Source organism: Coprococcus sp. HCN-4056 (assembly GCF_037892645.1).
GTDB lineage: Bacteria > Bacillota > Clostridia > Lachnospirales > Lachnospiraceae > Coprococcus > Coprococcus ammoniilyticus.
The window spans coordinates 265,150-290,291 of sequence record NZ_JBBKBL010000004.1 but is presented as its reverse complement, the minus strand read 5'-3'; the positions used below and the strand labels follow the sequence as shown (position 1 = coordinate 290,291).

At 39.3% G+C, this 25,142-nt stretch carries 30 protein-coding genes and 1 pseudogene; 24 read left to right on the top strand and 7 right to left on the bottom strand.

Features of this window, described 5'->3' with window-relative positions; genetic code table 11:
- Positions 1-195: 195 nt before the first annotated feature.
- The gene (gene pflB, locus WKT03_RS08090) at positions 196-2,472 is read left to right on the top strand and encodes a formate C-acetyltransferase (protein ID WP_021944115.1); all 2,277 of its coding nucleotides are present in this window, start codon (positions 196-198) and stop codon (positions 2,470-2,472) included.
- A gap of 391 nt (positions 2,473-2,863) precedes the next feature.
- The gene (locus tag WKT03_RS08085) at positions 2,864-3,709 is read left to right on the top strand and encodes a radical SAM protein (protein ID WP_117807307.1); all 846 of its coding nucleotides are present in this window, start codon (positions 2,864-2,866) and stop codon (positions 3,707-3,709) included.
- Positions 3,710-3,912: 203 nt separating this feature from the next.
- Here the strand turns inward: WKT03_RS08085 and WKT03_RS08080 are convergent, their stop codons facing one another.
- On the bottom strand, positions 3,913-4,587 hold the full coding sequence (locus tag WKT03_RS08080; RefSeq protein ID WP_118662616.1) for a Crp/Fnr family transcriptional regulator: 675 nt from the start codon (positions 4,585-4,587) through the stop codon (positions 3,913-3,915).
- Positions 4,588-4,797: 210 nt separating this feature from the next.
- Here WKT03_RS08080 and WKT03_RS08075 point away from each other — a divergent pair, with 210 nt between their 5' ends.
- The 9 genes from WKT03_RS08075 to WKT03_RS08035 all read left to right on the top strand — a co-directional run bounded on the left by WKT03_RS08075 (position 4,798) and on the right by WKT03_RS08035 (position 14,858).
- Positions 4,798-5,592, top strand: coding sequence for an ATP-binding protein (locus WKT03_RS08075; RefSeq protein WP_021944117.1), 795 nt, complete (start codon positions 4,798-4,800; stop codon positions 5,590-5,592).
- Between the two features lie 204 nt (positions 5,593-5,796).
- Positions 5,797-6,390, top strand: coding sequence for a TetR/AcrR family transcriptional regulator (locus WKT03_RS08070; protein WP_279220244.1), 594 nt, complete (start codon positions 5,797-5,799; stop codon positions 6,388-6,390).
- A gap of 73 nt (positions 6,391-6,463) precedes the next feature.
- A complete protein-coding gene (locus tag WKT03_RS08065) occupies positions 6,464-7,306 on the top strand; it encodes a class I SAM-dependent methyltransferase (protein ID WP_340391491.1) in 843 nt (280 codons plus the stop codon).
- Between the two features lie 340 nt (positions 7,307-7,646).
- The gene (locus tag WKT03_RS08060) at positions 7,647-8,207 is read left to right on the top strand and encodes an RNA polymerase sigma factor (RefSeq protein ID WP_021944121.1); all 561 of its coding nucleotides are present in this window, start codon (positions 7,647-7,649) and stop codon (positions 8,205-8,207) included.
- The gene (locus WKT03_RS08055; protein WP_021944122.1) at positions 8,204-8,917 is read left to right on the top strand and encodes a hypothetical protein; all 714 of its coding nucleotides are present in this window, start codon (positions 8,204-8,206) and stop codon (positions 8,915-8,917) included. The genes WKT03_RS08060 and WKT03_RS08055 overlap by 4 nt, the downstream gene beginning before the upstream one ends.
- Positions 8,918-9,041: 124 nt before the next feature.
- On the top strand, positions 9,042-12,056 hold the full coding sequence (locus tag WKT03_RS08050) for a diguanylate cyclase domain-containing protein (protein WP_340391489.1): 3,015 nt from the start codon (positions 9,042-9,044) through the stop codon (positions 12,054-12,056).
- Positions 12,057-12,129: 73 nt separating this feature from the next.
- Complete coding sequence (locus WKT03_RS08045) at positions 12,130-12,504, top strand: DUF4186 domain-containing protein (RefSeq protein WP_008401895.1); 375 nt, start codon at positions 12,130-12,132, stop codon at positions 12,502-12,504.
- 119 nt (positions 12,505-12,623) lie between these two features.
- Positions 12,624-13,670 carry a Fic family protein gene (locus tag WKT03_RS08040; RefSeq protein WP_340391487.1) on the top strand — a complete coding sequence of 349 codons (1,047 nt, stop codon included), beginning with the start codon at positions 12,624-12,626 and terminating at the stop codon, positions 13,668-13,670.
- A 297-nt stretch (positions 13,671-13,967) separates the two neighbouring features.
- A complete protein-coding gene (locus WKT03_RS08035; protein WP_340391486.1) occupies positions 13,968-14,858 on the top strand; it encodes a Fic family protein in 891 nt (296 codons plus the stop codon).
- Here the strand turns inward: WKT03_RS08035 and WKT03_RS08030 are convergent.
- The 3 genes from WKT03_RS08030 to WKT03_RS08020 are packed head-to-tail and all read right to left on the bottom strand — an operon-like array spanning position 14,855 to position 15,582.
- Positions 14,855-15,073, bottom strand: a complete 219-nt coding sequence (locus WKT03_RS08030) for a hypothetical protein (RefSeq protein WP_340391485.1) — start codon at positions 15,071-15,073, stop codon at positions 14,855-14,857. The genes WKT03_RS08035 and WKT03_RS08030 overlap by 4 nt on opposite strands.
- Positions 15,066-15,434 (bottom strand): hypothetical protein, encoded by a 369-nt coding sequence (locus WKT03_RS08025; protein ID WP_340391484.1) that lies wholly within the window; start codon positions 15,432-15,434, stop codon positions 15,066-15,068. The genes WKT03_RS08030 and WKT03_RS08025 overlap by 8 nt, the downstream gene beginning before the upstream one ends.
- Complete coding sequence (locus tag WKT03_RS08020) at positions 15,427-15,582, bottom strand: hypothetical protein (RefSeq protein ID WP_340391482.1); 156 nt, start codon at positions 15,580-15,582, stop codon at positions 15,427-15,429. The genes WKT03_RS08025 and WKT03_RS08020 overlap by 8 nt, the downstream gene beginning before the upstream one ends.
- Positions 15,583-15,932: 350 nt before the next feature.
- On the opposite strand from WKT03_RS08020, the gene WKT03_RS08015 reads away from it, so the two are divergent.
- Genes WKT03_RS08015 through WKT03_RS08000 form a run of 4 tightly spaced genes read left to right on the top strand, consistent with a single transcriptional unit; the run spans position 15,933 to position 17,533 of the window.
- Positions 15,933-16,154, top strand: coding sequence for a hypothetical protein (locus WKT03_RS08015; protein WP_340391481.1), 222 nt, complete (start codon positions 15,933-15,935; stop codon positions 16,152-16,154).
- A gap of 12 nt (positions 16,155-16,166) precedes the next feature.
- The gene (locus WKT03_RS08010; RefSeq protein ID WP_340391480.1) at positions 16,167-16,727 is read left to right on the top strand and encodes a hypothetical protein; all 561 of its coding nucleotides are present in this window, start codon (positions 16,167-16,169) and stop codon (positions 16,725-16,727) included.
- Positions 16,728-16,731: 4 nt separating this feature from the next.
- Positions 16,732-17,097 (top strand): hypothetical protein, encoded by a 366-nt coding sequence (locus tag WKT03_RS08005; protein ID WP_340391478.1) that lies wholly within the window; start codon positions 16,732-16,734, stop codon positions 17,095-17,097.
- Positions 17,087-17,533 (top strand): hypothetical protein, encoded by a 447-nt coding sequence (locus WKT03_RS08000; protein WP_340391477.1) that lies wholly within the window; start codon positions 17,087-17,089, stop codon positions 17,531-17,533. Before WKT03_RS08005 ends, WKT03_RS08000 begins: the two co-directional genes overlap by 11 nt.
- 109 nt (positions 17,534-17,642) lie before the next feature.
- Here the strand turns inward: WKT03_RS08000 and WKT03_RS07995 are convergent, their stop codons facing one another.
- Positions 17,643-18,038, bottom strand: coding sequence for a hypothetical protein (locus tag WKT03_RS07995; RefSeq protein ID WP_340391476.1), 396 nt, complete (start codon positions 18,036-18,038; stop codon positions 17,643-17,645).
- Positions 18,039-18,196: 158 nt separating this feature from the next.
- Here WKT03_RS07995 and WKT03_RS07990 point away from each other — a divergent pair, with 158 nt between their 5' ends.
- Both WKT03_RS07990 and WKT03_RS07985 read left to right on the top strand, forming a co-directional pair.
- Entirely contained in the window at positions 18,197-19,036 is an 840-nt protein-coding gene (locus tag WKT03_RS07990) for a hypothetical protein (RefSeq protein WP_340391474.1), read from the top strand.
- Positions 19,037-19,148: 112 nt separating this feature from the next.
- Positions 19,149-19,310, top strand: coding sequence for an excisionase (locus tag WKT03_RS07985; protein ID WP_340391473.1), 162 nt, complete (start codon positions 19,149-19,151; stop codon positions 19,308-19,310).
- On the opposite strand, the gene WKT03_RS07980 is transcribed toward WKT03_RS07985, so the two are convergent.
- Together WKT03_RS07980 and WKT03_RS07975 are read right to left on the bottom strand one after the other, a co-directional pair.
- On the bottom strand, positions 19,307-19,606 hold the full coding sequence (locus WKT03_RS07980; protein WP_340391472.1) for an IS3 family transposase: 300 nt from the start codon (positions 19,604-19,606) through the stop codon (positions 19,307-19,309). The two genes, WKT03_RS07985 and WKT03_RS07980, sit on opposite strands and share 4 nt — an antisense overlap.
- Positions 19,575-19,886, bottom strand: coding sequence for a transposase (locus WKT03_RS07975; RefSeq protein WP_340391471.1), 312 nt, complete (start codon positions 19,884-19,886; stop codon positions 19,575-19,577). The genes WKT03_RS07980 and WKT03_RS07975 overlap by 32 nt, the downstream gene beginning before the upstream one ends.
- Positions 19,887-19,976: 90 nt before the next feature.
- Between WKT03_RS07975 and WKT03_RS07970 the strand changes: the two are divergent.
- The 7 genes and pseudogenes from WKT03_RS07970 to WKT03_RS07940 all read left to right on the top strand — a co-directional run.
- Positions 19,977-20,425 (top strand): annotated as a pseudogene (locus WKT03_RS07970) (DUF6674 family protein); the annotation flags it as partial.
- A gap of 224 nt (positions 20,426-20,649) precedes the next feature.
- A complete protein-coding gene (locus tag WKT03_RS07965) occupies positions 20,650-20,964 on the top strand; it encodes a hypothetical protein (RefSeq protein WP_242997287.1) in 315 nt (104 codons plus the stop codon).
- A gap of 145 nt (positions 20,965-21,109) precedes the next feature.
- Positions 21,110-21,577 (top strand): hypothetical protein, encoded by a 468-nt coding sequence (locus tag WKT03_RS07960; protein WP_242997286.1) that lies wholly within the window; start codon positions 21,110-21,112, stop codon positions 21,575-21,577.
- A 135-nt stretch (positions 21,578-21,712) separates the two neighbouring features.
- Positions 21,713-22,741 carry a hypothetical protein gene (locus tag WKT03_RS07955; protein ID WP_340391469.1) on the top strand — a complete coding sequence of 343 codons (1,029 nt, stop codon included), beginning with the start codon at positions 21,713-21,715 and terminating at the stop codon, positions 22,739-22,741.
- Between the two features lie 15 nt (positions 22,742-22,756).
- Positions 22,757-23,389 (top strand): helix-turn-helix domain-containing protein, encoded by a 633-nt coding sequence (locus WKT03_RS07950; RefSeq protein ID WP_117821986.1) that lies wholly within the window; start codon positions 22,757-22,759, stop codon positions 23,387-23,389.
- Between the two features lie 87 nt (positions 23,390-23,476).
- Positions 23,477-24,136: a vWA domain-containing protein gene (locus WKT03_RS07945; protein WP_340391467.1), complete on the top strand. Its 660-nt coding sequence runs from the start codon at positions 23,477-23,479 to the stop codon at positions 24,134-24,136.
- 149 nt (positions 24,137-24,285) lie between these two features.
- The gene (locus WKT03_RS07940; protein ID WP_340391466.1) at positions 24,286-24,960 is read left to right on the top strand and encodes a hypothetical protein; all 675 of its coding nucleotides are present in this window, start codon (positions 24,286-24,288) and stop codon (positions 24,958-24,960) included.
- Positions 24,961-25,142 lie beyond the last annotated feature (182 nt).

Sequence of the window (25,142 nt, the reverse complement as noted above, 5' to 3'; positions counted from 1 at the left end):
GATAGTCCTTGGAGTTCACTCTGTGTCAAGCTTTTTTTCAGAGATTAAAAAATTTGTAAAAATTATGCGAATGTACGAAAAGAAATACAATAAAAATGATAAGGATTGTTGAATTATAAAAAAAGATTCTGTATAATACCATTAGAGTGTATTATATATTCACATAATATAAAATTGAAAGGAGAAAAAATTATTATGTTACAGAACCAGGAATGGGATTCATTCACAGGTAGACTCTGGAAAGAAGAATGTAATGTCAGAGACTTCATCCAGAACAACTACACAATGTACGACGGAGACGAGAGCTTCCTTGCCGGACCAACAGATGCTACTAACAAGCTCTGGGACAAGCTTCAGGCTCTTCAGAAAGCAGAAAGAGATAATGGCGGTGTATTAAAGGAGGATGCTGATGTTGTATCAAGCATCACAGCATACGGCCCTGGATATATTGATCCTGAGACAAAGGACCTTGAGCAGGTTGTTGGTCTTCAGACAGATGAACCACTTAAGAGAGCATTCATGCCTTATGGTGGTATTAAGATGGCTGAGGAAGCTCTTGAGATGTATGGTTACAAGCCAAACGAGAACTTCCATAAGATCTTTACAGAGTATCACAAGACACATAACCAGGCAGTATTTGATGCCTATACACCAGAGATGAAAGCTGCACGTCATACACATATCGTAACAGGTCTTCCTGATACTTATGGACGTGGACGTATCGTAGGTGACTACAGAAGAGTTGCTCTTTACGGTATCGATCAGCTGATCGCTTGGAAAGAGGAAGATAAGGCAAACTGTGGCGATGGTAATATGTTTGATGATGTTATCCGTCAGAGAGAAGAGCTTGCAGAGCAGATCAGACGTCTGCAGGAGATGAAGGTTATGGCTCAGTCATATGGTTATGATATTTCTAAGCCTGCTTCAAACGCTAAGGAAGCTGTTCAGTGGTTATACTTCGGATACCTTTCAGCTATCAAGACTCAGAATGGTGCTGCTATGTCAGTAGGACGTGTATCAACATTCCTTGATATTTATATTGAGAGAGATATTAAGGCCGGAAAGCTTACAGAGGCTGAGGCTCAGGAGCTTATCGATCATTTCACAATGAAACTTCGTATGGTTAAGTTCGCAAGAATTAAGTCATACAACGAACTGTTCTCAGGTGACCCTGTATGGGCTACACTTGAAGTTGGTGGTATCGGTGTTGACGGACGTTCAATGGTTACAAAGAACGACTACAGATTCCTTCATACTCTTGAGAACATGGGACCGGCTCCAGAACCAAACCTTACAGTTCTTTATTCTTCAGCTCTTCAGGATACATTCAAGAAGTATGCTGCTAAGATTTCAGTAAGAACAAGCTCAATCCAGTACGAGAATGATGATGTTATGAAGCCTATCTGGGGTGATGACTATTCAATCTGCTGCTGTGTATCAGCTACACAGACAGGTAAAGAGATGCAGTTCTTCGGAGCTCGTGCAAACCTTGCTAAGTGTCTCCTTTACGCTATCAACGGTGGTAAAGATGAGAAGTTCTTAGACAAGAAGACAGGCAAGCCAATGCAGGTTGGTCCTGAGTATGCTCCAATTACTGCAGAGTATCTTGACTATGATGAAGTTCTTGCTAAGTACAAGAAGATGCTTGATTGGTTAGCAGGACTTTATGTAAATATCCTGAACCTGATTCAGTACATGCATGATAAGTATTACTATGAGTCAGCAGAGATGGCACTTATCGATACAGATGTACGTCGTACATTTGCAACAGGTATTGCCGGATTCTCACACGTAATCGACTCACTGTCAGCTATCAAGTATGCTAAGGTTAAGGTTATTCGTAACGCAGAAACAGGTCTTGCAGAAGACTTTGAGATCGAGGGAGAATTCCCTAAATATGGTAATGATGATGACAGAGCTGATAACATCGGTGTATGGCTTCTTCATGAGTTCCTTACAGACATCAAGAAGAGACACACATATCGTAATTCAGAGCCTACAACATCTATCCTGACAATTACATCAAACGTAGTATATGGTAAGTACACAGGTAACCTTCCGGATGGAAGACGTGCTTGGACACCATTCGCACCAGGTGCTAACCCAAGTTACGGTGCAGAGACATCAGGACTTCTTGCTTCACTGAACTCAGTAGCTAAGATTCCTTATGAGTGGTCATTAGATGGTATCTCAAATACTCAGACAATGAACCCATCAGCACTCGGACATGACGAGGAAGAAAGAGCTGAGAAGCTTGTAAGCGCTATGGACGGATACTTCGATCAGGGTGCTCACCACTTAAATGTAAACGTATTCGGTAAGGATAAGCTCCTTGATGCAATGGAGAATCCGGATAAGCCAGAGTACGCTAACTTCACAATCCGTGTATCAGGATATGCTGTTAAGTTTATCTCACTTACACGTGAGCAGCAGCTCGACGTTATCAACAGAACATTCCATGACTCACTGTAAATCTTACACAGTCTGAATGTTTTAACAGATAAGTAAAAGATTGGAGTCCCGGGGAGTCTATCTCCGGGACTTTTTTACAGCATAAGGCAGACGGATTTTTATCCGTATATCATGTGCTTCGCACATTCTATGCATTTCGCAAAATCAGCATCCTTGCGAGCAAATAATTTTGCGTTCATTATATCATGTGCTTCGCACATTCTATGCATTTCGCAAAATCAGCATCCTTGCGAGCAAATAATTTTGCGTTCATTATATCATGTATGAAAATTGTGTATCAGAGAGAAAATAGAAAGAGACTATGAAGCTGTGAGTGGTGGAAACAGATGCATAGTCGTGGTTGTTTAATGTGTATTTGTGTAAAATAATAGAAAGAACTTAGAGGTGGAACATGCCGGAAAAGAAACAGATTTTAGGATATATTCATTCAACAGAAAGCTTTGGAGCAGTCGATGGTCCGGGAATTCGATTTGTTGTATTTTTACAGGGATGCAAGATGAGATGCAAATATTGTCATAACCCAGAGACATGGAATCTTGTAACAGATTACAGCAGACTGTATGCTGACGATGTCAGCGATGATGAAAGAGAAGCACTTGAGAAAAAAATTGAAGAGAATACAAAACTGCTCAAAGATAAAGGTGTTAAGATCGAGGCCAGAACCCCGGAAGATCTGTTAAAGCAGGCACTTCGTTATAAGCCATACTGGAAAGGTCAGGGTGGTATCACTGTAAGCGGTGGTGAAGCATTACTTCAGATGGATTTCCTGATCGAATTTTTCAAGCTGGCAAAGGCGCAGGGTATCCATACTACGATCGATACGGCCGGAAATCCATTTACCAGAGAAGAACCGTTCTTCTCAAAGTTCAATGAACTGATGAGCCTTACAGATCTTTTTCTACTTGATATCAAACAGATCCATGATGATAAGCATCGTGAATTAACAGGATTCTCAAATCAGAATATTCTGGAGCTTGCACAGTATCTGTCCGATCAGGGCAAGCATATGTGGATCAGACATGTACTTGTTCCGGGAATTACGACAGATGAGGATGATCTGAAGAAGACAAAAGAATTTATAGATACTCTTAAAACAGTGGATAAGGTAGAGGTACTTCCATATCATAAGCTGGGTATTCAGGAGTGGGAGAGACTTGGAATCCCTTATAAATTAGAGGGAATCGATCCTCCAACAGAGGAGCAGCAGAAGCTTGCAAAGAGCATTCTTGAAAATTAGGCTGTGAATAAAAATGGAAGATGAAATTACTTATTATTTCGCAAGACGCTTTCGCTCTATTCCTCGGCGCAGCGGTACGTAAAGTTACGAAAGACGTAACTTAAGTACCGGCGCTCGGAAAGGCTTGCTGCATAATAATAATTCATCTTCCATTTTTATGCCATAAACTTATATAGTAAGGTATGCTCTTTGCAAGCATGTTTTTAGAGTAGGCGGAAGGTTGACTTTTGAGTGTCAATGATTCCGTCTTTTTTTAGTTTGCTGATTTCAGCGGACATGGCGGAGCGTTCTACACCGAGATAGTCTGCGAGTGCCTGACGATTGAAAGGAATCGTGAAGGTATCCGAATGATTCTGTTTTGCCTGATCGGAGAGGTATGCCATTAATTTATCACGGGTTGTTTTCTCTGACATATAGCGTATTTTTTGATTTAACGCAAGGTTTTTCCGGGCAATTTCATGCAGCAGATTCCGGATCAGGGTATTGTGAAAATCACAGGAATTCGAACATGAGGTCAGAAGATGATGGCAGTCCAGAAGCAGAATATCACTGTCAGTCATGGCAAAGACGCTGACTGGTACAGTAGAAAGACCTGCGCAGGAGAAGGCTTCTGCAAACAGATCACTGGGTTGTAAATTTGTCATAACGCTTCGGTTTCCATAATAATCTTCTCGGATCACCTGCGCTGTTCCGGTAAGGATGATTCCGATAAAGCGAGCTGGATCGCCCTCTACGAATATGGGATTCCCTTTTTTTACATGAATATGGTTTCCATCCAGACATGTAAGCATGGCCGGCAGATTCTGTTCATCGATGCCGGTAAACAGGCGACAGGCTGACAGGGTATCAATATAGGATGTAAGATCAGATTTGTTCATAAAATTTCCATTTCCTTAAATGTTATTTTGTTGGAAATCCAACATACATTTTGAAATAAGTATATTAGAATAAGCACATAAAATCAAGAACCTGATTGACAGTTAAGTGATGAAAGAAAGCTATGATGTATATTGTCCATCAATGAAGCGACAAATATAACAGCAAATATCATAGAATGATCAGGTATCGGGTATTCAGGAGGAAAAATGATGATTCGCAGGATTATAGAAATTAATGAAGAAAAGTGTAACGGCTGTGGGGCATGTGCATCGGCATGCCATGAGGGCGCGATCGGGATGGTGAATGGTAAGGCAAAGCTGCTTCGGGATGACTATTGTGACGGACTGGGAGACTGTCTTCCAACCTGCCCGACCGGGGCTATTACATTTGTTGAGCGTGAAGCAGCAGACTATGATGAGGCGGCGGTATTGGCGGCAAAAGCTGAGAAGATGGCAAATGAAGCAGGCAATCCATCAGGAGAACCTCTGCCATGTGGTTGTCCGGGTACGGCTATGAAAACATTTAACAGAGACCAGTATGACAAAAAGACAAGAGCTGTTGAAGCTGGGAGTAAGACTGCGCAGAATGGTGCAATATCACCTGAGCTTGCACAGCAGTTAGCATCGATGATGGGACAGCAGGAGTCAGAGCTGCGCCAGTGGCCGGTACAGATTAAGCTTGTTCCGGTGACAGCCCCTTGGTTTGATGGAGCAAAGCTGCTTGTTGCGGCGGATTGTACAGCGTATGCATATGCGAATTTCCACCGGGATTTTATTAAGGGACATATCACTTTGGTGGGCTGCCCGAAGCTTGACATGATAGATTATTCTGCAAAGCTGACAGAGATCATCCGGAATAATAATATCCGGAGCATTACGGTTGTAAGAATGGAGGTTCCGTGTTGTGGTGGTATTGAGATGGCTGTAAAGAATGCGCTTCAGAACAGCGGAAAATTCCTTCCGTGGAATGTAGTTACAATTTCAACAGATGGAAAGATTATGTAAGTAAAATAAATGTATATTGTTTTACTGTTGCTAATGTAAGATCATGTGGGATAGAGGACACAGATTTTGCAGGAAAATATGTCGGGTGACAGAAAAATAAAAGAGAAGAAGGCTTCGGGTGTCAGAAATTATAAGGTAAAGGGCGTGACCGGAAAATAATACTTGACATTTTGGTTAGAAGTATCTAACATAACATGTGTTATGATGAATGATCAGGAAAACACAATAGAGAAAATTAAACAGACAGCATTAGACGAATTCTTCATGCATGGCTATAACAAAGCAAGTCTTCGAACGATCTGCAGTCGGGCAGGAGTTACGACCGGTGCAATGTATTTTTATTTTAAGAATAAAGAAGCATTGTTTCGGGAGATATTTGAACCATTGGTCGTTCAATATGAAGAATTGCTTGTCAGATATATGAAGTTAGAGCTTGCAGAACCGGAGCTTGGCACACAGTTGGATGTCCAGATGATGCAGTTTATTCTGGAACATCGGAAGGAAGCGGTGATCATTCTGGAAAAGGCGCAGGGAAGCTGTTATGAGATGTATCGCTCCAAGGTAGAACAACTGATGGAGCAGTCCATATATACATTTTATAAGAGCCGGATGGATTACGAGCCGGATGAAAAGCTTGTAAAGATACTGGCAAAGATCCGTTTGGATGGATGTCTGGAGATTATTAAAGGAAATTATAGTATGGAAGATAGTTTGTATTTGGTTGAGAAGATCGGGATCTACTCAATGGGTGGAACAGACAAATTAATACAGAATCTAAGAGAGCCTCACAGCATATAGCTGTGGGGTTCTTTTTTTACAACATAACAAAAAATAACATTTGTTATGCAAACACAGAAAAGGAGAATTAGCTATGAGTGAAGGAAAAGTAATGCAGACAGGAACAACAGGAGAACAGGCTAAAACAAAGGTAGGAGTACAGGGAGTACCGGAGACGATGCTGCAGACTTTATTTGCAAGAGCGGCAGAATCCGAAAAAGAGAATCACCATATCTATGATAAGAAAGCGATCGAGATCGTATCACAGTTAGATTATGATTTCTCAAAAGCAGAATCCGATAAGCTGATGAGCAGCGGTGTAATTGCGAGAACGATCGTGCTGGATCGTCTGGTAAATGATTATCTGACCAAACACCCGGATGCCATTGTTGTAAATATTGCCTGCGGACTGGATAGCCGTTGCTACCGGATGAAGGGAAAATATCAGCGTTGGTACAATATCGATCTTCCGGAGACCATGGATATCCGAAGCCGTTTCCTTGAGGAGAATGGTCCGGTTTACCAGATCGCAAAGTCTGCAACTGATCCATCTTATACGGTGGATATCGAGTATCATGGAGAACCGGTTCTGGTGGTGATCGAAGGTCTTACGATGTATTTAACGGAGCAGGATGTGCGGAAGATGTTTGAGATCATTGATCAGACATTTACACAGGCAAAGGTTCTGGTTGAGGTAATGGCACCATTTGTTGTGAAGCATATGAAAGAGAAGTCCATAGAGGGAAGCCGGGCGAAATTCATCTGGGGTGTGAAAAGTGGAAAAGCATTTCAGAGTGTTACACCTTCTTTCCGGAGCGAAAGAGATATCAGTCTGGTAGAGGGGATGAAAGAATTTGCTCCCATATATAAAGTGCTTGGAAAGATTCCGTCTGTAAGGAATTTTTCAAACAAGATTCTGGTACTGAATAAACGATAATTTATAAACAATAGGAGCTTGGAAAAAACTTGACAATATCTTTTTTGTTGATGTATTTTTGAAAAAAGCGAGACATCTCTCTTTTTTTAAATAAAAAGACAGAAGGCAGTTATGAGATTTGACGAAAAAGGGCTTGAGATCGGTAAGACTTTGATGTTGTTGCCGGGACCTTGTTGTAATCGATGAATGGATGGAGCAGCCGGTTTAATCGCAATACGAAGCGGAACCGGCTGCTTTGATTGCATTTATGGAGTGCTGGAAAATTCGGTGGGGGAGAGATAAAGAATATTGTAAGATTTTTGTTGAAAAGTCGTGTATATAGATAGAAGGAGGTATTTGAATGGATGACAAGGTGATTGTTCAGATGTATCTGGATAGAGATGAAAATGCGATTTTGAAAACAAAGGAAAAATATGAGGCGTACTGTTATGCAATATCAAATAATATTCTGGGAAATTATGAGGATGCACAGGAATGTGTAAATGATACTTATTTACGGGTATGGAATTCAATACCACCGCAAAAACCGGTTAGGTTGTCAACTTATCTAGGGAAAATTGTAAGAAATCTTTCATTTGACAGATATAAGAAAAACACGGCGACCAAAAGGGGTGGAGGACAAACGAAATTGATCTTAGATGAATTAGAAGATATCATTTCAGAGAGAAATACTCCTGTGGATGAAGTAGAACGGAAAGAATTAATTAGAACTATAAATGAGTATCTGGCAAATGTATCCCAAAGAAAGAGGCAATTATTTGTATGCAGATACTGGTATGCGGATAGCATTAGAAATATTGCTGACAGGTATAATATGACGGAGAATTATGTATCGGTGATATTAAATCGAATGCGGGCAGAATTACGCATATATTTGTCAGAAAGGGGGTTCGAATTATGAACAGAGAAGATATGTTTGAGCTGTTGCAGGATTTGGATGGCCGATATATAACTGAAGTAGATAGAAAGAAAAAACATGGCTGGATTAAGTGGTTATCGGTTGCGGCAGTAATAGTTATATTTATTTTTGCCGGATGTTTTATATTGATAAGCAATCGAAAAGAAAATGCGTATAAGGTGATCGCATCTGAAGTGGGAAAAGAATATATGCAGCTCGGGGCAACGATGCCACAGATCCTATATTGTAATGACAAGAAAATAATTATGTATGACTACATAGGAATATGGGTATATGATTTTTCAAAAAATAACTTGGTTGGATATTGTGATTTTCGTCCGCTTGATATGACACAGATTCAGGGATATCCATATGTTTGTGTGAAAGCTGTAGAAAATGGAAAATTTGTCGAATTTTATATGTCAGATAACAGTAAAAGATATCTTTATGATGTAAATAAGGATGAATTTAAAGAAGTAGCAACATATGATGAAATGCAGAAGGCATCAGATACGATGCCGGATGTATCGGCAGACCACTCTCTTTCAGAGTATGCATCTACCTATCAGATAGCAGATAAGACTTATATTTCTTATACATTAAATATAGAAGATAGTGCAAATGAGGTGCAGTATAAGGATCTGATAATCTTAAAAGAAACAAATGGGAAACTGGAAAAATTTTTGCCATTTGCGACAGGTGGCGAAAAGTGATAGCCGACAAGAATTTTTACATTTCAACTAAACTGCCGGCGCTTGTGATACGCATAGGTGTTGCCATACTGCCTCAAAAATAGTAAAATAAACTCAGATTTTGCCTGAATATGGGAGGCTTTCTATGAATGAGACAGTTATGATCAATGCATATATAGTCATATCAATTATTATTGCTGCTACAGATATACTATTAGCGGTAAAATCCTTTGAAAAGAATAAAACAACAGGTAGATTTCTGGGGTTTGCCTGTATGGGTGCGGCTATTGTAGATATTAGTTATCTGATCAGTATCATAAGTGATTCCTATATGTGCATGGCGATTATGTCGAGCATATATTTTATAAGTATAGATTTTATGCTTGTCTCTCTTTTAATTTTCACGGTTTATTTCACAAAAGGAAAGTTTTCCGGATATGGGAAATGGATGGTAGCATTCTGCTTTTTATATTGTATATATGAATTGATCGTGTTTGCAGTTAATCCATTTATGGAAATTGCAATTGAATATAAACCACGGGATACGCTGATTGCAAAGTATAGCTATCACATGAAGCCCTTGTATGATCTCCATCTGATATTTTCTTATGTAATGGTGTTATTGGTGGTAGGTTTATTGATTCGGAAGATTTGCAAGATTCCACATGAATATCGTTGGCAGTATTTAAGTGTTATCATAGGAATTCTTATTATTGTAGGGACAAATGCAATCTTTTTATTTTTACCGGGCGAATCTGTAGTGAATTTACTGGACTATTCGATCGGAGGATACAGTGTAGTATCATTTATTATTTATTGGAGCTGCTTTGATTATTCCACACATGGGATGTTGAATAAATTGAAGACAAGTATATTTGAAAATATAGGGCAGGGCATCGTTTTGTTTGATGATGACGAGCGCCTGATTCTGCATAATGAAAGAGCTGATTTTTTCCTGGGAGAAGAACGGTTGACCGGCTGTAAAGATCTTCAGAGTTTTCTGGATGTATATGGATTGTCGTTTGATCCGGAATCAGACGACGACAGCTTTTCCCTGCAATGCTATATTAAGTCAGAAACGGAAGAAAAGACATTGCGATGCGATGTAAAGAAGCTTGAAAATAAAAAGGGCCATAAGATTGGTCAGATGTTTGTATTTACAGATATCGCACTTGAGACGGATATGCTTACAGGATTTCAGAAATGGGAAAATTTCAAACAGCTTGCATTGGAAAAAAATGATCATTTTACGTTCCCGGTAGGAATTGCTGTATGTGATATTAATAGTTTGTCTGTTATCAACAGCACACTTGGGAAAAAAGCAGGGGATCAGAAAATCCGGTTGTTGTCGGAAAATATGAGAACCTGTTTTCCTGAAAGGGCATATTATGTCAGAGGAACCGAGGCACATCTTATAGCATTGTGTAGCCGAAGCAGTGAAGATGAGATGGCAGTATGTGCCGGAAAACTTAAGGAGAAGTTCGACGGAAGTATTCAGTACGCAGTCAGTGTAGTAGAAGATGAGACACACAGTATAGTTGAAAGCATTCGAAATACAACTAAAGCTATGCGTACAAAGAAATTAGTAGACAGCAAATCCATTCATTCGGATATGCTGGCATCTCTGATACGGGCACTTGAGGAATGTGACAGTGATACGGAGCATCACGTTCGCCGTACACAGATTATGGGTGCAGAGCTTGGTAAACGTATAGAGTTATCCGATATACAGCAAAGCCGCTTGTCCCTTCTCTGTCTGCTTCATGATATCGGAAAGATCGGTGTTCCGATGGAGATATTGAACAAACCGGGAAAACTTACCGATGAAGAATGGAAGATCATGCGTTCACATGTTGAAAAGGGCTACGATATTGCAAACAGTAATGTAGAATTGAAGCAGATCGCAGAGGAAATCAGACATCATCATGAAAGATGGGATGGAAAGGGCTATCCGGACGGACTGAGCAGGGAGAGTATACCGGTACTGTCACGTGTAATTGCTGTTGTTGATGCATTTGATGCGATGGTAAGTGACCGTCCATATAGAAATGGAATGCCTGTATCCGATGCACTTGAAGAATTAAAAAAATGCGCCGGAACACAATTTGATCCGTTTATTGTTTCCGAGTTTATTCAAATGATATCAGAGAATTATTCTGATACCGTAAAGGGAGTTCATAAGTTCAGGCAGGAGAAGGAAAAACCTCAACACAAACAAGTGGCAAAACCGGAGGATAACAGTACACTTCAGGAAGCATTCTGTGTACATACAGTGCAATGCAGCAGATATTTGCTGGATGGTTCATGGAATATTTTGTCTGTGGATGATAATTTCGAGAAGCTGACAGGTTATTCCGGTGAGGATGTAGAAAAAAATTCCATGAATCAGATGGATCTGATCCCTGAAGCTGATCGGACAGAATATTTGTGCCGGACAAATGCCAATCTGGCTAAGAGTACATATGTATTGCAGGAACACAGACTCCATCGAAAGGATGGAAAGGATATTTATGTCTTTTGTTATGGACGTGTCTTTTACGATTCGGCAGTTAAACAGGATCGTGCAGAGATTATTATTTCAGATGTATCGAGTACTTATTCCATGAAGATCCTGACAGATGCAGAGCAGAATAAGGCGGAAGTCAGATTGCGGAATTGGGAGAATACATATCGCACAGATTCCCTGACGGGTCTTTTGAACCATGCGGCTTTTCGGAATGATATGGAGATGAAGCTGTTATCAGGTGATTTTAATGCAATGATGATCATGATAGATGTTGATAAATTTAAGCAATATAATGATACCTATGGTCATCATAATGGTGATAAATATCTGATTTTAGTCGCCCAGACATTGCTTGCGTCTTTACGAAATGAAGATTTTGCCAGTCGTATGGGTGGGGACGAATTTGCGGTAATGATGTTCTTCAATAAGAGTGTGCCGGAGAAGGCGATCAAAGAACATGCCCAGCAGATATTTGACAAAGTAAATCTGACAGTAAAATCTGCAGAGGGAGGTACCGGCATCTCTATGGGCGCAGTCATCGCTAAGTCAGAAGCAACCTTTAACCGGTTATATGAGGAAGCAGATAATGCATTATACGAGGCGAAGGAAAGCGGAAGAGGCAGACTGGTCGTGAAGGAGCATGGGGAAAAATAATATAGTATTTATGTTTATAGATGGCATTCTAACAGGAAGTGTTAGGATGCCATAAGAAGTTTGGAGAATTTTGATGACAAAAGAGGAATGGTATAAGCAGCTATTTGAGAGACTTGGTAATTCCAAGTTCCGAAGCAGCTTTCATTTAAAGCAGAAAGATATTGATTACATAAATGAAAAAGGACTGGATACTATAAGACAGCATGCGCAGGACTTTATTGCAAAGCGGGAAGCTCCGGCGGTTATTCCAAACGATGGAAAACAGACGCCGATGAAAGGGCATCCGGTATTTATCGCACAGCATGCAACTGCAACCTGCTGCAGGGAGTGCATCCGAAAATGGCATAAGATACAGCTGGGCAGGGAATTGAGCCAGATACAGCAGGAGTATCTTGTGGATGTGATCATGACCTGGATTCAGAGAGAGATGGAGAGGAATAAGGATTAGATAGGTAAAAATAATATTTCTTTAATTGGGATAGAATACTATGAGATAATTCGCTTAATTTGTTGACTATTCCCTTAATTAACACTATTATTTAAGGAAAAGAAAGGAGAAGTAAGGGAATGCGAAACTTCAATTATTCTGCAATTAAATATCAGAAATGGGATTCAGAGATTTTAGGGTTAATTGCTGCTATTTATAAAGAAGCTGGAAAACAGGAGATGTATTTGAAGCAGCGTCCAGAGGAACTTGATAAACTTGTAGAGATTGCAAAAATACAAAGTACCGAGGCATCTAATGCTATTGAAGGCATTGTTACGACGAGTACCAGAATGCGTCAGCTTGTTGAAGAAAAGACAACACCTAAGAACCGGGATGAGCAGGAAATTGCGGGGTATCGTGATGTTCTGAATGTTATTCATGATAGCTTTGATGCGATTCCTATTACAAAAAATTATATTTTGCAACTGCACAAGATGTTATATAGTCATATGAACAATCCGCTTGCAGGGCAAACAAAGAATGTACAGAATTATGTTAGTGCTACTTATCCGGATGGACATGTCGAAGTGCTGTTTACACCACTTGCGCCATTTGAAACACAGGAGGCACTCGACAGAATCTGTGAGGAATACAATCGTGTCATAGGAAATATGGAATTGGAGCCACTTATTGCTATCCCTGTTTTTATACATGACTTTCTATGTATTCATCCTTTCAATGACGGAAATGGAAGAATGAGCCGTCTGCTCACTACATTACTGCTGTATCGGAGTGGATTCTATGTTGGAAAGTATGTCTCATTGGAAGCAAAGATTGCCAAGAATAAAGACCTGTACTATGAGGCTCTTGCTGCGGCTCAGCCGGGCTGGCATGATGGAACAGAAGATGTAGTGCCATTTATCAAATATTTACTTGGTACCATTCTTGCTGCCTATAAAGATTTTGAAGACAGAATGGCGTTGGTTGAAATAAAACTACCTGCACTTGAAATGGTACGGAGAGCAAGTCATAATAAAATTGGACGTTTCAATAAGCAGGATATACGGGAGCTATGCCCTACACTCAGTGACAGTTCTATTGAAGGTGCATTGCGAAAATTGGTTGCATCAGGAGAATTGAGGAAAGAAGGAAAAGGGAAAAATACCTGCTATTTTGGGGTGAGGTAGGTGGTTGATTTTTTGTAAATATGAATTGGGGTAAGGGGTGGATTCATAACAGGATTTTGTCTGAATACTTATCCAGATGACCAAAACTAAAATATAAGTACCAACCGTCAAATTCGATGGTTGGTATTTTTTTAGAGTTTTCTACGTCGGCAAAAACAACAGGAAAATGAGTGCAAAAACATGGATTTATTGCCGATAATGTGGTATACTAACTATAGTAAACGTGATTTTTGAAATCATGATAATAAAAGGCTCACAGAATATGCTTTTTATCGTGTGAAAGGAGGAGAGCGGCAGATGCGATATCTTTCAGTTGCTGAAATGGCAAAAAAATGGGATGTATCTGAACGTAGTGTAAGAAATTATTGTGCCCATGGTCGTGTGCCGGGAGCATTTCTTACCGGAAAGACATGGAATATTCCGGAAAATGCAGAAAAGCCGGAGCGCACTAACAAGAAGAAAGAAAAACCAACGACCTTATTGGATGTTTTGCAGGATGAGAAGGCGAATAAATATACTGGAGGCATTTATCATAAGACACAGATTGATTTAACATATAATTCAAACCATATGGAAGGCAGTCGGCTGACCCACGATCAGACCAGATATATCTTCGAGACGAATACCATTGGTATAGAAAAAGAAGTGCTTAATGTAGATGATGTGATTGAAACAGCAAATCATTTCCGGTGTATTGATATTATTATTGATCATGCAAAATTGGCATTGACGGAAAAGTTTATTAAGGAGCTGCATCTGATTCTGAAAAATGGAATCAGTGATTCCAGAAAGGATTGGTTTGCTGTCGGTGATTACAAGAAACTGCCAAATGAAGTCGGCGGTATGGAAACTGCACTTCCGGAAGAAGTAGCAGACAGGATGAAGAAATTGCTGTCAGAGTACAATAACAAGGAAGAAAAGACCTTTGACGATATTCTGGATTTTCATGTGAAATTCGAACATATCCATCCATTTCAGGATGGAAATGGTCGTGTGGGACGTTTGATTATGTTCAAGGAATGCCTGAAATATAATATTGTTCCCTTTATTATCGAGGATAATTTGAAAATGTTTTATTATCGAGGATTGAAAGAATGGGACAATGAAAAAGGGTATCTGACTGATACTTGCCTGACAGCACAAGATAGATATAAAGCATACCTGGATTATTTTAGAATTGCATATTAAAAGTGAAAATACTGCGGCACAATATCGTGCGACAGTTCCTGTGAATGCGGATATGCTACTTCTTTATTATGATATGTCTTTGATTTTATTCCTTTCCGGGAAGATATGCTTGAACGAGACATTGAGCAGGCACCGATTCGGATGTCATAAAGCTTCTTCTGGAGCTTAAGCCACTGCTTGCTGGCAGAGGCGGAGAGAAGCGCGTGTTTAGCCATTGCCAATCCCCTCCAGTTCTGTCATAAGTTCGGTGTACTTGTCTGCCGGGATTCCTGTGAAAGTTCCGTCATTGGAATACTTCTCAACCAAAGCCTTGACCTCGGGCTTGTACTTCTTGTTTTCAACCTTGGCCTTTTCTCCGAGAGCAGCCCTGACCTCAACATCCTTATAGGTCTTAGGCTCATCCTCTTTGGGTTCTTCCTTCGGAGTCTCCTTCTTAGTTTTTTCCTTTTTCGGTTTCTCTACTTTTTCCTCTGTAGGAGCAGGAGCGGAGTAGTAGTCCTTCAAAGCCTGTGCAGTCTCAGTCAGTTTGTTTCCATAACTGATGAGGTCATCGAGTAACAGTGTGAGATCACTCATCTTCTTTTGCCTCCTTTGTCATATTTTTTGCTGTGATTTTCTTGGCAAGCCTTTTTGATATGACGCTTATTGCGATAAGCACTTCAGCCAGCTCTTCATCGAGTTCAGCATCACGCTCTTCGTAAGCGTCCATTGTCTTGTCTGCCATGATTCGCACCGCCTTCCTGAAAGGTTTGTTCTTATCCCTTCACTTTCCTATGGACATCCTTTCCGATTTTGGGCGGGATTTTTTTGAAAAGTTGTAGTGGATTTTTCCTTTCACTTTCCTATGGACAGAGATGTGGGATTTGGGTGGGGAAAAATAAAATTCATAATCGTTCTAAAATAGGGTTGACAGCCATAAAGAACGGTGATATATTTTCTTTGTAAGATGTGCTGTACAGAACGAATGGACTGAATGGCACAATACATGAATAATATTGTTTGCCGGAAAACAATCAGAAACACTAAAACTACACAGCGCGGGGTAAAGCGGATTTACCCAGAAAGAAATTGAATATGAAATTGAATCAGACAGAACACGATTATTATGAGAATACCTTAAAGAGGAAAGTGTTAAATGCACCTACTGGGATATCATTTACCCCAGCATGGCTTTTTGATAAAGATCCAGTTTCACCGAGGATGTGCAGAAAGTTCTTTGAAGAAGTATCAGCTGGGCTTATTCCTAACATTCGCAGAATTGGAACTAGATCGCAGGATGGATATACTGTCATATAGGAGGAGAATGGAGTGGTTAAGAAAACACCTAAGGAATATATGCTTGCCTATCTTAGGGAGCATAATATTTATCATATAGAAGATGAGTGCGAAGAGGTATCGAGAACGACTATGTCTTTTGGTGGATACCCCAACAGCCCATCCGAGAGAATTGAGGCTTGTATTTATTGGCATCCTACAGCCTTTGAAGGCAGAGTATATTATGCCGAGCCTGGTCCATCTGTTGTGGCAGATTCGAAATATCTTGCTGAAGCATATAAATTGATTAACTTCATTAACTCTCATGTGTGGCCTAAAAATCAAGATGGTGCGGATGGCCGTGTTTATGGTTCAAGTTATCTGATCCAGCCACGGTTTTATATAACAGATGAATACGACATCACAGCTACGATTGTTGCAGATTATTCTTTAATAGAAATTGCCCCGTTAGAACTTGCAGATTTTATTACGGCGGCGATCCCAGAATTATTAGAATCCTTGGCTCCATATATCTTTGGGGTGGTTGTTGGGAGTTTGCGACTTGAAGATGCTATACAAGGTATTAAATATAATGTATTATTTGAGGAGGCTTGATGATTTGAAAGTTATTCTTAATGAAACGAAACTGCCGCTTCCATCAAAAGATAATGATAAGGAATATTCTGATGTTAAATTGCATCATATTTGCGAAATTTGTGGATCTGAGGCTTGGCTAACCCCGGAAGAGGGATTCGCTGAAGGCTGGGACTACGCACCAAGAATGTATCCTTTTAAGGTCATCTCGCCACGGACTTGTGGGAATTGTGGGGGTATTGAGGGAACGGCATGGTACGAAATTTGTGTAAAACACAAGAGGTTTGATGAACTCACAGATAAACAAAAACAAACAGTAATGAGGATTTATAATGAGCCAGAAAGTATATTGGCTACAGATAATAAAGGAGGAGATGAAGATGCAGATTAATGTATTGGTTGATAAAAAAAGTGATGAACAGGCAAAGGTGTTAAGGGAGAGGTGGTACCCGACAACGAATTCTAATCAGACCCGCGATGCCTTTATCTTCAATGATGCTATTGATCGGTTTAAAGGAAGCCCGGAAGATTTGCTCGATTACATTGAAAGCGGTGAGGAGAATGAAACCGTACAGAGAAAAGTTACTATAAAAAGCGAGTCTAATGATAGATTGAAAACCATTGCAGCAGCGATAAATAAGCCTGTTACGACAACCTACAGAGCCATAATAGCTTATACTATAGCTAATCTTCCAACTACTGAAAAAGAAGAAACTGCTGAGCCGGTAGGTGTATCACAGTTATTAGTCGAGAAGATTTCGTTGCTGGAAAAACAGATGGAGGCTTGCAACCAGACATTGAAGGAAATCAAAGAACTTACAAAATAATATGAAACAACACATGACCCCGGGGAGTGAACTCGGGGCTATTTTTATAAAAAAGTGCGAACCCTGTTACGGATTCGCACCCTGAAAGGAGGTGTATATGGAATGGAGACTATTTTTCGGAAGGAGTGTTGTTATCGGTATCAGACTCTTCGGTCACATCATCGGAGGGAGTTTCTTCTACTATTACTGTGTTTTTGTTTGCGGACTTCTGAAGGGTGTTAAGGATAATCTTGCCCTCGGTTTCTAACTGCTTTTTCTGTGCTTCATGGTATATGAAAGCAATTCCTCCGGCTACGGCAGCGGTGCCGATTACACCGACAAGGCCACCCTGTATTCTTCCGAGCCTTAAGTTGGATGCTGACTCGGCTGCGAAGTAGCTAACGATTCTTCGGAGACCGTTCTGCATACTGCCGTTACCAAGTTCTGCCAGGGCGTGAGTTGTGATAGGTGCTGAAGGGTTAGGTGTAGAGATAATCTTTGCTATCTGGTTTGCTGTAGTGTTCATAATTGTTTCCTCCTTTGGAATGAAAATATTTGTTTTCTTGTTGTATAAATCATACATCCGTGCTATTCTAAAGTAAAGAATAACAGTTCGTAATACTAACCGTTATAAGACGATGAATATATTTATAACGAATAGTAATTCGTTTAAGAGGTGAGATAATGTCCAAGAAAGCCGAAAAGTATAATACATTTGGTAAAAGACTGCTGACCGTTGCTGACGCAAGGCGGATGGGAGATACAGGAACTCTTGCAAATGCCATCTACAGTAATAAAAGATGCCGTGAAATAGTAAAGATACGTGAACACAAAAAGTATACTAATCCTTTTGAAGAAGTTGAGGCAATAAGAAGGAACATTCAGAATCATTTAACGCAGGATAAATATGATGAGGCTTGGAAGGTGCCGAGTCAGTATATGTATGCATACAGCGTTATCTTGGATTGTTCCCTCGATTATTTATATGGAAAGTCCGAGATAATGTCATCTGATCTTGAGGTTGCTGACATATGCCAGAAGACTGGTCTGTCCGAAGATGCCGTAAACTGTCTTGTTGAAAATATGCCGGAAGACGATGGCGATTCTGATGAGGAGAATGCCTTTTCTTATACATCGTGGTGGTCTGATTTATTATGTGGAGACAGTTATTATGCGATACCGATGTCCTGGTTCAGTTATGCCAGTCGAATTGTAGAAATGAATGATATTGATAAACAGATTCGTGGGTCGGAACGTGCAGAAAAAGAAGTAGAAATATCCGACATCTATACATCATTATTATTAAATGAGGATGGAAACCATAAGTCATTACAGATAAAGAAACGCAATATGGAAGATTCATTTCTTGGAGCCCATCATAGAATGCTATCATGTATAGAGCATTTCCTGTTGGACTATGCAGAGGAATGGGCAGAGAAACAACATACTGATTATGAAGAAAAGTATTATAAAGAGGCTTTGAAAATCAGAAAAGCCTTGAAAGCAAAAGAAGATAAAAAATAATGTGAAGCAATTCACACGGCCTTGAGGGTCCTCCTCAAGGTCTTTTTTTATTTCTTGAAAAAATGCCCCGACCAAAATGAAAAAACCTGTCCGTGGGAAAGTGGAGGGGTAGATGCCCCTATCACATATGAAAGGAGCGGACAATGTGCCTATTTGCGATAAATATGCTTTTACGATTAAAGAGGCTGTTGCCTATTTTAATATTGGTGAGAAAAAGTTGGTCCTATGTCAAGATTTAGTACAAGTTAAAATGAGAAATTTCTCCCCATTTTAACCTGCCAGAAGCTCAGCCTCAGTGTGTGTTCTTTCATACAATCGTTCGAATTCATTTGGTGACATATAGTTGCAATGGCTATGAATTCGTTTCGTATTGTAGAAAGCTTCCAGATATTCGAAAATCAAGCGGTATGCCTGCTTGTAATCGTGAATTTTAAAGCGGTTGAGCCATGCACGATATCCTGAACGTGAGACACCTAAAAATTTCAACATTCCGGAGACGGAACCCCGGCGTCCAGCCTTTTTGGCAGCTTCCGTCTTCTCAGACACTTCGAGATAAATGGCTTCTGCCATTTCCCCAGAATGTTGATTGCTTTTTTAACACATCAAGTGCATCTTGGGCATCACGTAATTCACGTCTGAGTCGGGCAATTTCCTTTTGCTCATCAGATGCGTAATTACCAGAACCACGAACAGGAATATCACCTGATTCCCGGAAGTCTTTCAGCCACTTTGTTAATGTGCTGTATCCGATGCCAAGATTTTCTGCACATCCACGTACACAGAGATCTTTATGATCTTGATAATACCGGATTGTATCAAGTTTAAATTGTTTGTCATGTTGCATTGCCATATGAGATCCTCCTTCAGCATGTCTCTATTGTACCATGTTAATGTGTATTTGGAATTTCTCATTTTGGCTTGTACTATTTATATTCTAGCATCAAAGACAGCACTTCTTGTAAAAGGATTTCGTGAAGCAGGTCAGACAGTAGCCAATGTATTCCGTACTTTTGCTGACAAGCCGGAGGTGGATTACTCACAGAAAGAGCAGAAACATCCCATTACAAAGGCGGTGCTTGCTCCGATGAAAGCAGTGAGAAAGTTGTTTGTATCAATGGAGCTGCATTTGGACGCTTCGATTGATAAGCTGTATAATCTGGCTATGAATGTGCAGCTTGATAAGGAAAAGCATATGGAGAATGCGAAAGCACAGGAACAGACAGAGCCGGAGAGGGCAGAAGCTGAGCGAGTAGAAGCAGAGGTTGTATATTCACCGATATGGTCGCTGAGCCGCAGGAGTATCAGTATAATGCAGATGCATTTGAGGCTAGAGGTGTGGATGAGGTGAAGCAGGAAGTGGCACATAAGGAAGTAGCGAAGGTAAGGTAAGATAAAGCCAGATAGTTTTGAGGGCGTGGGAGAAAAACTGCGTCCTTTTTTGTCGCCTGAAATGCGACACATAAGAAATGGTTCTTGTTATAATTATGATAGCACATGAAATAAGAATCGTTTGAATTCATAGTTGTCCTTTTTATTGGACACATGGTGTGCGTATAATGTAAATACAAAGAACTTAAAAACATGTAAGAATTGTTTGAAAGGAGCTGATTGATATGAAAAAAGAAGGATATAGTCGCCCTGGATTATTTGGCACAATGAAGCATTATGATGCAAATGGCAATAAAATTGGAGAGAGCAGACCGGGATTCTTTGGTAGTATGAACAACTATGATGCTAATGGACATAAAGTAGGACATAGCAGTCCCGGATTATTTGGTACAATGAATCATTACGATAATAGAGGTCACAAAGTAGGACACAGCTGCCCTGGATTATTTGGAAGTGTCAACACATATGATAATAATGGACATAAGACAAGCCATAGTGACAGAGGTTTGTTTGGTGGATTCAATCATTACGATAATTAGGAGGACAGGGATATGTTAGGAACAGATGGAAGATTATATGATTCGGATTTTGACTTTGATGGAGTTGGAAGCAATTAGGATATTAATTGATGATTGCGAAAGATTGATAAATGAAGATGCAGGTGAATGAAAGCAGGTGCCGTATATGAAAAAGAATTCGTTTGGACAAGGATTAACAGTATTTTTGGTGGTAATAGGTATTTTTTACATTATTGGTGCTATTAGTGAAGCTAGTGAGCCTAAGTGCATTAAATCAGGCTGTGACAATAAGCAGGCAACAAATAGCAGTTATTGTTATCTGCATAAGCCTTATACTGGAAGTAGTTCTTCGCATAGCAGTTCATCATATTCCAATAAATCAACAAGCAGCAGTTCTTCAAGTAGTCATAACAATAAATCGACAGCAGGAAGCAATGCATCATCGTACAGCAGTACAAAGAAAAGTTCTACTGGAACAAGTAGCTCAAAGAAAAGCAATACATATAACTCATATGATGATGGCTATGATGATATATACATGGATGGCGATTATGATTATGATCGGTATGACAGGGATAGTGATTATGCCGATGGTGTGGATGACGCAATGGATGAATTTGAAGAGGATTGGTAAGTATGGCAGGTAAACATGAGCTGGAAAAAATTTGAATATTTGTTTGTAGATATCGAATGGAATCAGACACCGGGAACAAATGGGATAGAAGACAGGGAGCCAATTCAGATTGGTGTGGTAGCGACTGATGAAAGTATGAATTTGAAAAAATCATTTTCCGGAGCGATGCGACTGAGTTCAGAAGAAAAATATAATCCGGATACATTAGTACTATCACATTCTACATTAAAATCTGTCATGCAGGCAAATAGTGAAGAAATAGTATTGCGGAAAATTAAGATGTCATTTCCAAAATATAAGTATGTAGTGGTTTGGACAAAGGATACTTATGAATTGTTTAAAAGAGGGATGGACACTTATGGATATTCAATGCCGAGACATAGAGTTATTGTATTTCAAGAAGTTCTTATGCATATTGCAAGTGATGGAGTAAATCAAATTGGTTTTGAGCGTGCATTGAAACAGGCGGGCATTGAATATCAGAAAAACTTTCTTCACTATTCAAAGCATGATGCAAATTATATGTATCACTTATTTTGTAAATGCTATAAGGAATACACGAGGTGGACTAACCAGGAGATATGTTATCTGAGTCCAAGATCTCATATAATACATACTGGAAGCTGCAGATATGCTAATAGAAATCATTTTCTTGCTACAAATAGAGCAGCCAAATATGTGATTTTTCAGGGAAACAGAGTATGTAAAATATGTGGTTGTGAGGATGAATGGAACAGATTGCAATGGGGTGTAAGCTCTGGTGTAAAGCAGAATAATCGTGCAGAATATCTTAGAGAATTGCCGCTTACAGATGAAAATATGAGTATGATCTGCAACAAATTCCGATTAGATTACAATATTGCCTCAGATATGGTGTTTATCCGCACAGCATTCAGTGGGTGGATTGTATATATTCAGAATGACAGGGTGACAAAACTCCGTCATGAGAACTACAGACAAAGAAGGGATGAAGCTTTAAAAATACATAAAAAGTGCTTTGAAGGTTATCACAAGCAGAAACTGCCTTCCAGTAGGTTCTATGATGTGGTAAGCTATATTAAGTATCATGACGAGGAAATGTTGAAGAGGCTTGGTGATAAAAGGAGCCGTATTGATATAATATTAGACAGGATAAGAGAACATGATGCAGAAAATATGGCATAGATAAAGGAGTTGGAAATGAGAGATCAGAAATTATATGAATCAGTCGGAAAATATATAGATAAATATTACATAGACAAGCCGGATGATATTAAACTGGATAAAGAAATGAAGTCTATATTTGATAGAATCTCAGAATTTAGAAAGAAAAAAGCAACAAAAAAATGCGATGCCGAAGAAGATACAGATATTGAGATAGATGAAAGTGCCGTAGAATCGTTTGATGTTGAAAGTATGCAGAAAACAAAAGCAACTGACTCTATGTCTTCGACATTGGCAACAAACCGTAATATAGAAAGCCTTATGGGGCAGATGGATGAGACATTTTCCAAAAGACTATTGCGTTTAATTGATGAGAGAGGGATGACTGATTCTGAAGCATATAATAAAGCTTATGTGGATCGAAGACATTTCTCAAAAATCAGAAAAGATGTGAATTATACGCCAAATAAGAAGACTGTGCTTGCGTTTGCAATAGCATTAGAACTATCTATTGACGAAGCGAAGGATCTTCTAAATTCAGCAGGCTTTGCGTTTTCAAGAAGTTCAAAGACAGATATTATCGTAGCTTATTTCTTACAGAATAAGATATACGATATGTTTGAAATTAATGAGATATTAGATGCTTATGGACAGCCAATTTTTGAGTAGGTGAAGAAATTGTCGCCTATCATGCGACCAGCTCTGTTAGTTTCGTAGATATAATGTGATTACAATAAACCGAAGGAGGTAAATCACATGAATGCGGAATTAACAGAGCTGGTTTTTATTTTGGACAGAAGTGGTTCAATGGGTGGACTGGAGAGCGACACAATCGGTGGATTTAACGGGATGATAGAGAGGCAGAAAAAAGAAGGAGAAAAAGTTAATGTGACTACAATCCTCTTTGATGATGAAGTGGAAATCATTCATGATCGTTTCCTGATTGATGCAGTTCAGCCGTTGACGGATAAAGAATATTATGTCCGGGGATGTACGGCATTGCTTGATGCGGTAGGACATGCAATTAACAAAATTGACAATGTGCAGAAACATTTGCCGGAGGAACATCGTGCCGGAAAAGTATTGTTTGTAATCACTACAGATGGATTAGAAAATTCCAGTACAGAGTTTAATTACAATGACATTAAGCGAATGATTGAAGCAAAGAAAGAATGTGGCTGGGAGTTCTTATTCCTTGGAGCAAATATTGATGCAGGCAAAGAAGCTGAAAAAATTGGTATTGAAAGAAACAGGTCAGTAACATATGAGAATGATCATGATGGAGTAGCACTAAATTACGAAGCTGTTGGCAGAGCATTGAGAGGCGTTACAAAAAGCAGAACCTGCAGTATAGAACTTGATTATGCTTGGGCAGATGATATCGCAGAATATCATGATAAGGCAGGAAAAAGGTAGTAGGCATATAAGAAGGGAGAATAATTTTATGGCAATGATAGTATGTCCACATTGTGGAGAACAGGTATCAGAAAAAGCAAAGAAACTGTATCTAGACGATTGATAAAGCGTGTAGGTACTTAAAAAATATTTTAATTGGAGAATGAGATATGAGTGAAAAATTGTTGTATGAAATAGAAATGGCTTTCTTAAAGCAGATTTATGAACATAAAGGAGCAATAGGAGTTAATGAACTGCTTCATATATTTCAATCAAGTTATGGTTTAAAAGAGGACATGTTTAATAGAATTCTAGGAGTGGTAATGCAAAAAGAATATTGTATTATTGAAAAAATAAGAAAATTAGATAATACAGAGGAAGAAGTTATATTTGTTACCTATAAAGGATTGGAAAAATTTTTAGAGAAGAAAAAATTTTCAGTAAAAAATTTGTTGAAGAATAAGATCGCGTATGAGCTTAAATGTGAAGGCTATAAAACATATTCAGATTGGCTTGATGCGAACAGAAATCAATTAGCTTTAGAGGCAGAAATTACAAGAATGTTTGCCCGTGTATTAGCAGATATGAGGATTATTTTAATGAATAAGGATAAAGATAATGAAATCAAAGAAACGCTACAAGAGGCAATAGCAAGAATGAATGAACGGGCAAAAAAAATTCCAGAGGTTAATAATTCTGTTGCGTATACAATTGTGTTGGCAATATATGACAAACTGTTGAGCTTGCTTGGAACAGATCAGTTGTTCTATGAGGCAGAAATTACTGGAAAAATGATAGAATCTTATATGCCTGAAAGGCATGCCATGGCAATTGATTTTATTTAGTTAGTGCCATAATTATGAGGCAGAGCGCATAATCAGCACTCTGCCTTTTAACTATCAATTTAGTTACTATACGACGCCGATATATACTCAAAAGCAAGACCTCAAAAGCAAGACCTCAAAAGCAAGATTCTCGGCTTACTATTCACCGAACATTTTGAACATCGAACAAAAGAATAAGGTAT

What these genes read in the sequence shown, in the direction of transcription:
- pflB (WP_021944115.1), top strand. Translation starts at nt 196, where the DNA reads ATGTTACAGAACCAGGAATGGGATTCATTCACAGGTAGACTCTGGAAA.
- WKT03_RS08085 (WP_117807307.1), top strand. Translation starts at nt 2,864, where the DNA reads ATGCCGGAAAAGAAACAGATTTTAGGATATATTCATTCAACAGAAAGC.
- WKT03_RS08080 (WP_118662616.1), bottom strand. Translation starts at nt 4,587, where the DNA reads ATGAACAAATCTGATCTTACATCCTATATTGATACCCTGTCAGCCTGT.
- WKT03_RS08075 (WP_021944117.1), top strand. Translation starts at nt 4,798, where the DNA reads ATGATTCGCAGGATTATAGAAATTAATGAAGAAAAGTGTAACGGCTGT.
- WKT03_RS08070 (WP_279220244.1), top strand. Translation starts at nt 5,797, where the DNA reads ATGAATGATCAGGAAAACACAATAGAGAAAATTAAACAGACAGCATTA.
- WKT03_RS08065 (WP_340391491.1), top strand. Translation starts at nt 6,464, where the DNA reads ATGAGTGAAGGAAAAGTAATGCAGACAGGAACAACAGGAGAACAGGCT.
- WKT03_RS08060 (WP_021944121.1), top strand. Translation starts at nt 7,647, where the DNA reads ATGGATGACAAGGTGATTGTTCAGATGTATCTGGATAGAGATGAAAAT.
- WKT03_RS08055 (WP_021944122.1), top strand. Translation starts at nt 8,204, where the DNA reads ATGAACAGAGAAGATATGTTTGAGCTGTTGCAGGATTTGGATGGCCGA.
- WKT03_RS08050 (WP_340391489.1), top strand. Translation starts at nt 9,042, where the DNA reads ATGAATGAGACAGTTATGATCAATGCATATATAGTCATATCAATTATT.
- WKT03_RS08045 (WP_008401895.1), top strand. Translation starts at nt 12,130, where the DNA reads ATGACAAAAGAGGAATGGTATAAGCAGCTATTTGAGAGACTTGGTAAT.
- WKT03_RS08040 (WP_340391487.1), top strand. Translation starts at nt 12,624, where the DNA reads ATGCGAAACTTCAATTATTCTGCAATTAAATATCAGAAATGGGATTCA.
- WKT03_RS08035 (WP_340391486.1), top strand. Translation starts at nt 13,968, where the DNA reads ATGCGATATCTTTCAGTTGCTGAAATGGCAAAAAAATGGGATGTATCT.
- WKT03_RS08030 (WP_340391485.1), bottom strand. Translation starts at nt 15,073, where the DNA reads ATGGCTAAACACGCGCTTCTCTCCGCCTCTGCCAGCAAGCAGTGGCTT.
- WKT03_RS08025 (WP_340391484.1), bottom strand. Translation starts at nt 15,434, where the DNA reads ATGAGTGATCTCACACTGTTACTCGATGACCTCATCAGTTATGGAAAC.
- WKT03_RS08020 (WP_340391482.1), bottom strand. Translation starts at nt 15,582, where the DNA reads ATGGCAGACAAGACAATGGACGCTTACGAAGAGCGTGATGCTGAACTC.
- WKT03_RS08015 (WP_340391481.1), top strand. Translation starts at nt 15,933, where the DNA reads ATGAAATTGAATCAGACAGAACACGATTATTATGAGAATACCTTAAAG.
- WKT03_RS08000 (WP_340391477.1), top strand. Translation starts at nt 17,087, where the DNA reads ATGCAGATTAATGTATTGGTTGATAAAAAAAGTGATGAACAGGCAAAG.
- WKT03_RS07995 (WP_340391476.1), bottom strand. Translation starts at nt 18,038, where the DNA reads ATGAACACTACAGCAAACCAGATAGCAAAGATTATCTCTACACCTAAC.
- WKT03_RS07990 (WP_340391474.1), top strand. Translation starts at nt 18,197, where the DNA reads ATGTCCAAGAAAGCCGAAAAGTATAATACATTTGGTAAAAGACTGCTG.
- WKT03_RS07985 (WP_340391473.1), top strand. Translation starts at nt 19,149, where the DNA reads ATGCCCCTATCACATATGAAAGGAGCGGACAATGTGCCTATTTGCGAT.
- WKT03_RS07980 (WP_340391472.1), bottom strand. Translation starts at nt 19,606, where the DNA reads ATGGCAGAAGCCATTTATCTCGAAGTGTCTGAGAAGACGGAAGCTGCC.
- WKT03_RS07975 (WP_340391471.1), bottom strand. Translation starts at nt 19,886, where the DNA reads ATGGCAATGCAACATGACAAACAATTTAAACTTGATACAATCCGGTAT.
- WKT03_RS07965 (WP_242997287.1), top strand. Translation starts at nt 20,650, where the DNA reads ATGAAAAAAGAAGGATATAGTCGCCCTGGATTATTTGGCACAATGAAG.
- WKT03_RS07960 (WP_242997286.1), top strand. Translation starts at nt 21,110, where the DNA reads ATGAAAAAGAATTCGTTTGGACAAGGATTAACAGTATTTTTGGTGGTA.
- WKT03_RS07955 (WP_340391469.1), top strand. Translation starts at nt 21,713, where the DNA reads ATGAATTTGAAAAAATCATTTTCCGGAGCGATGCGACTGAGTTCAGAA.
- WKT03_RS07950 (WP_117821986.1), top strand. Translation starts at nt 22,757, where the DNA reads ATGAGAGATCAGAAATTATATGAATCAGTCGGAAAATATATAGATAAA.
- WKT03_RS07945 (WP_340391467.1), top strand. Translation starts at nt 23,477, where the DNA reads ATGAATGCGGAATTAACAGAGCTGGTTTTTATTTTGGACAGAAGTGGT.
- WKT03_RS07940 (WP_340391466.1), top strand. Translation starts at nt 24,286, where the DNA reads ATGAGTGAAAAATTGTTGTATGAAATAGAAATGGCTTTCTTAAAGCAG.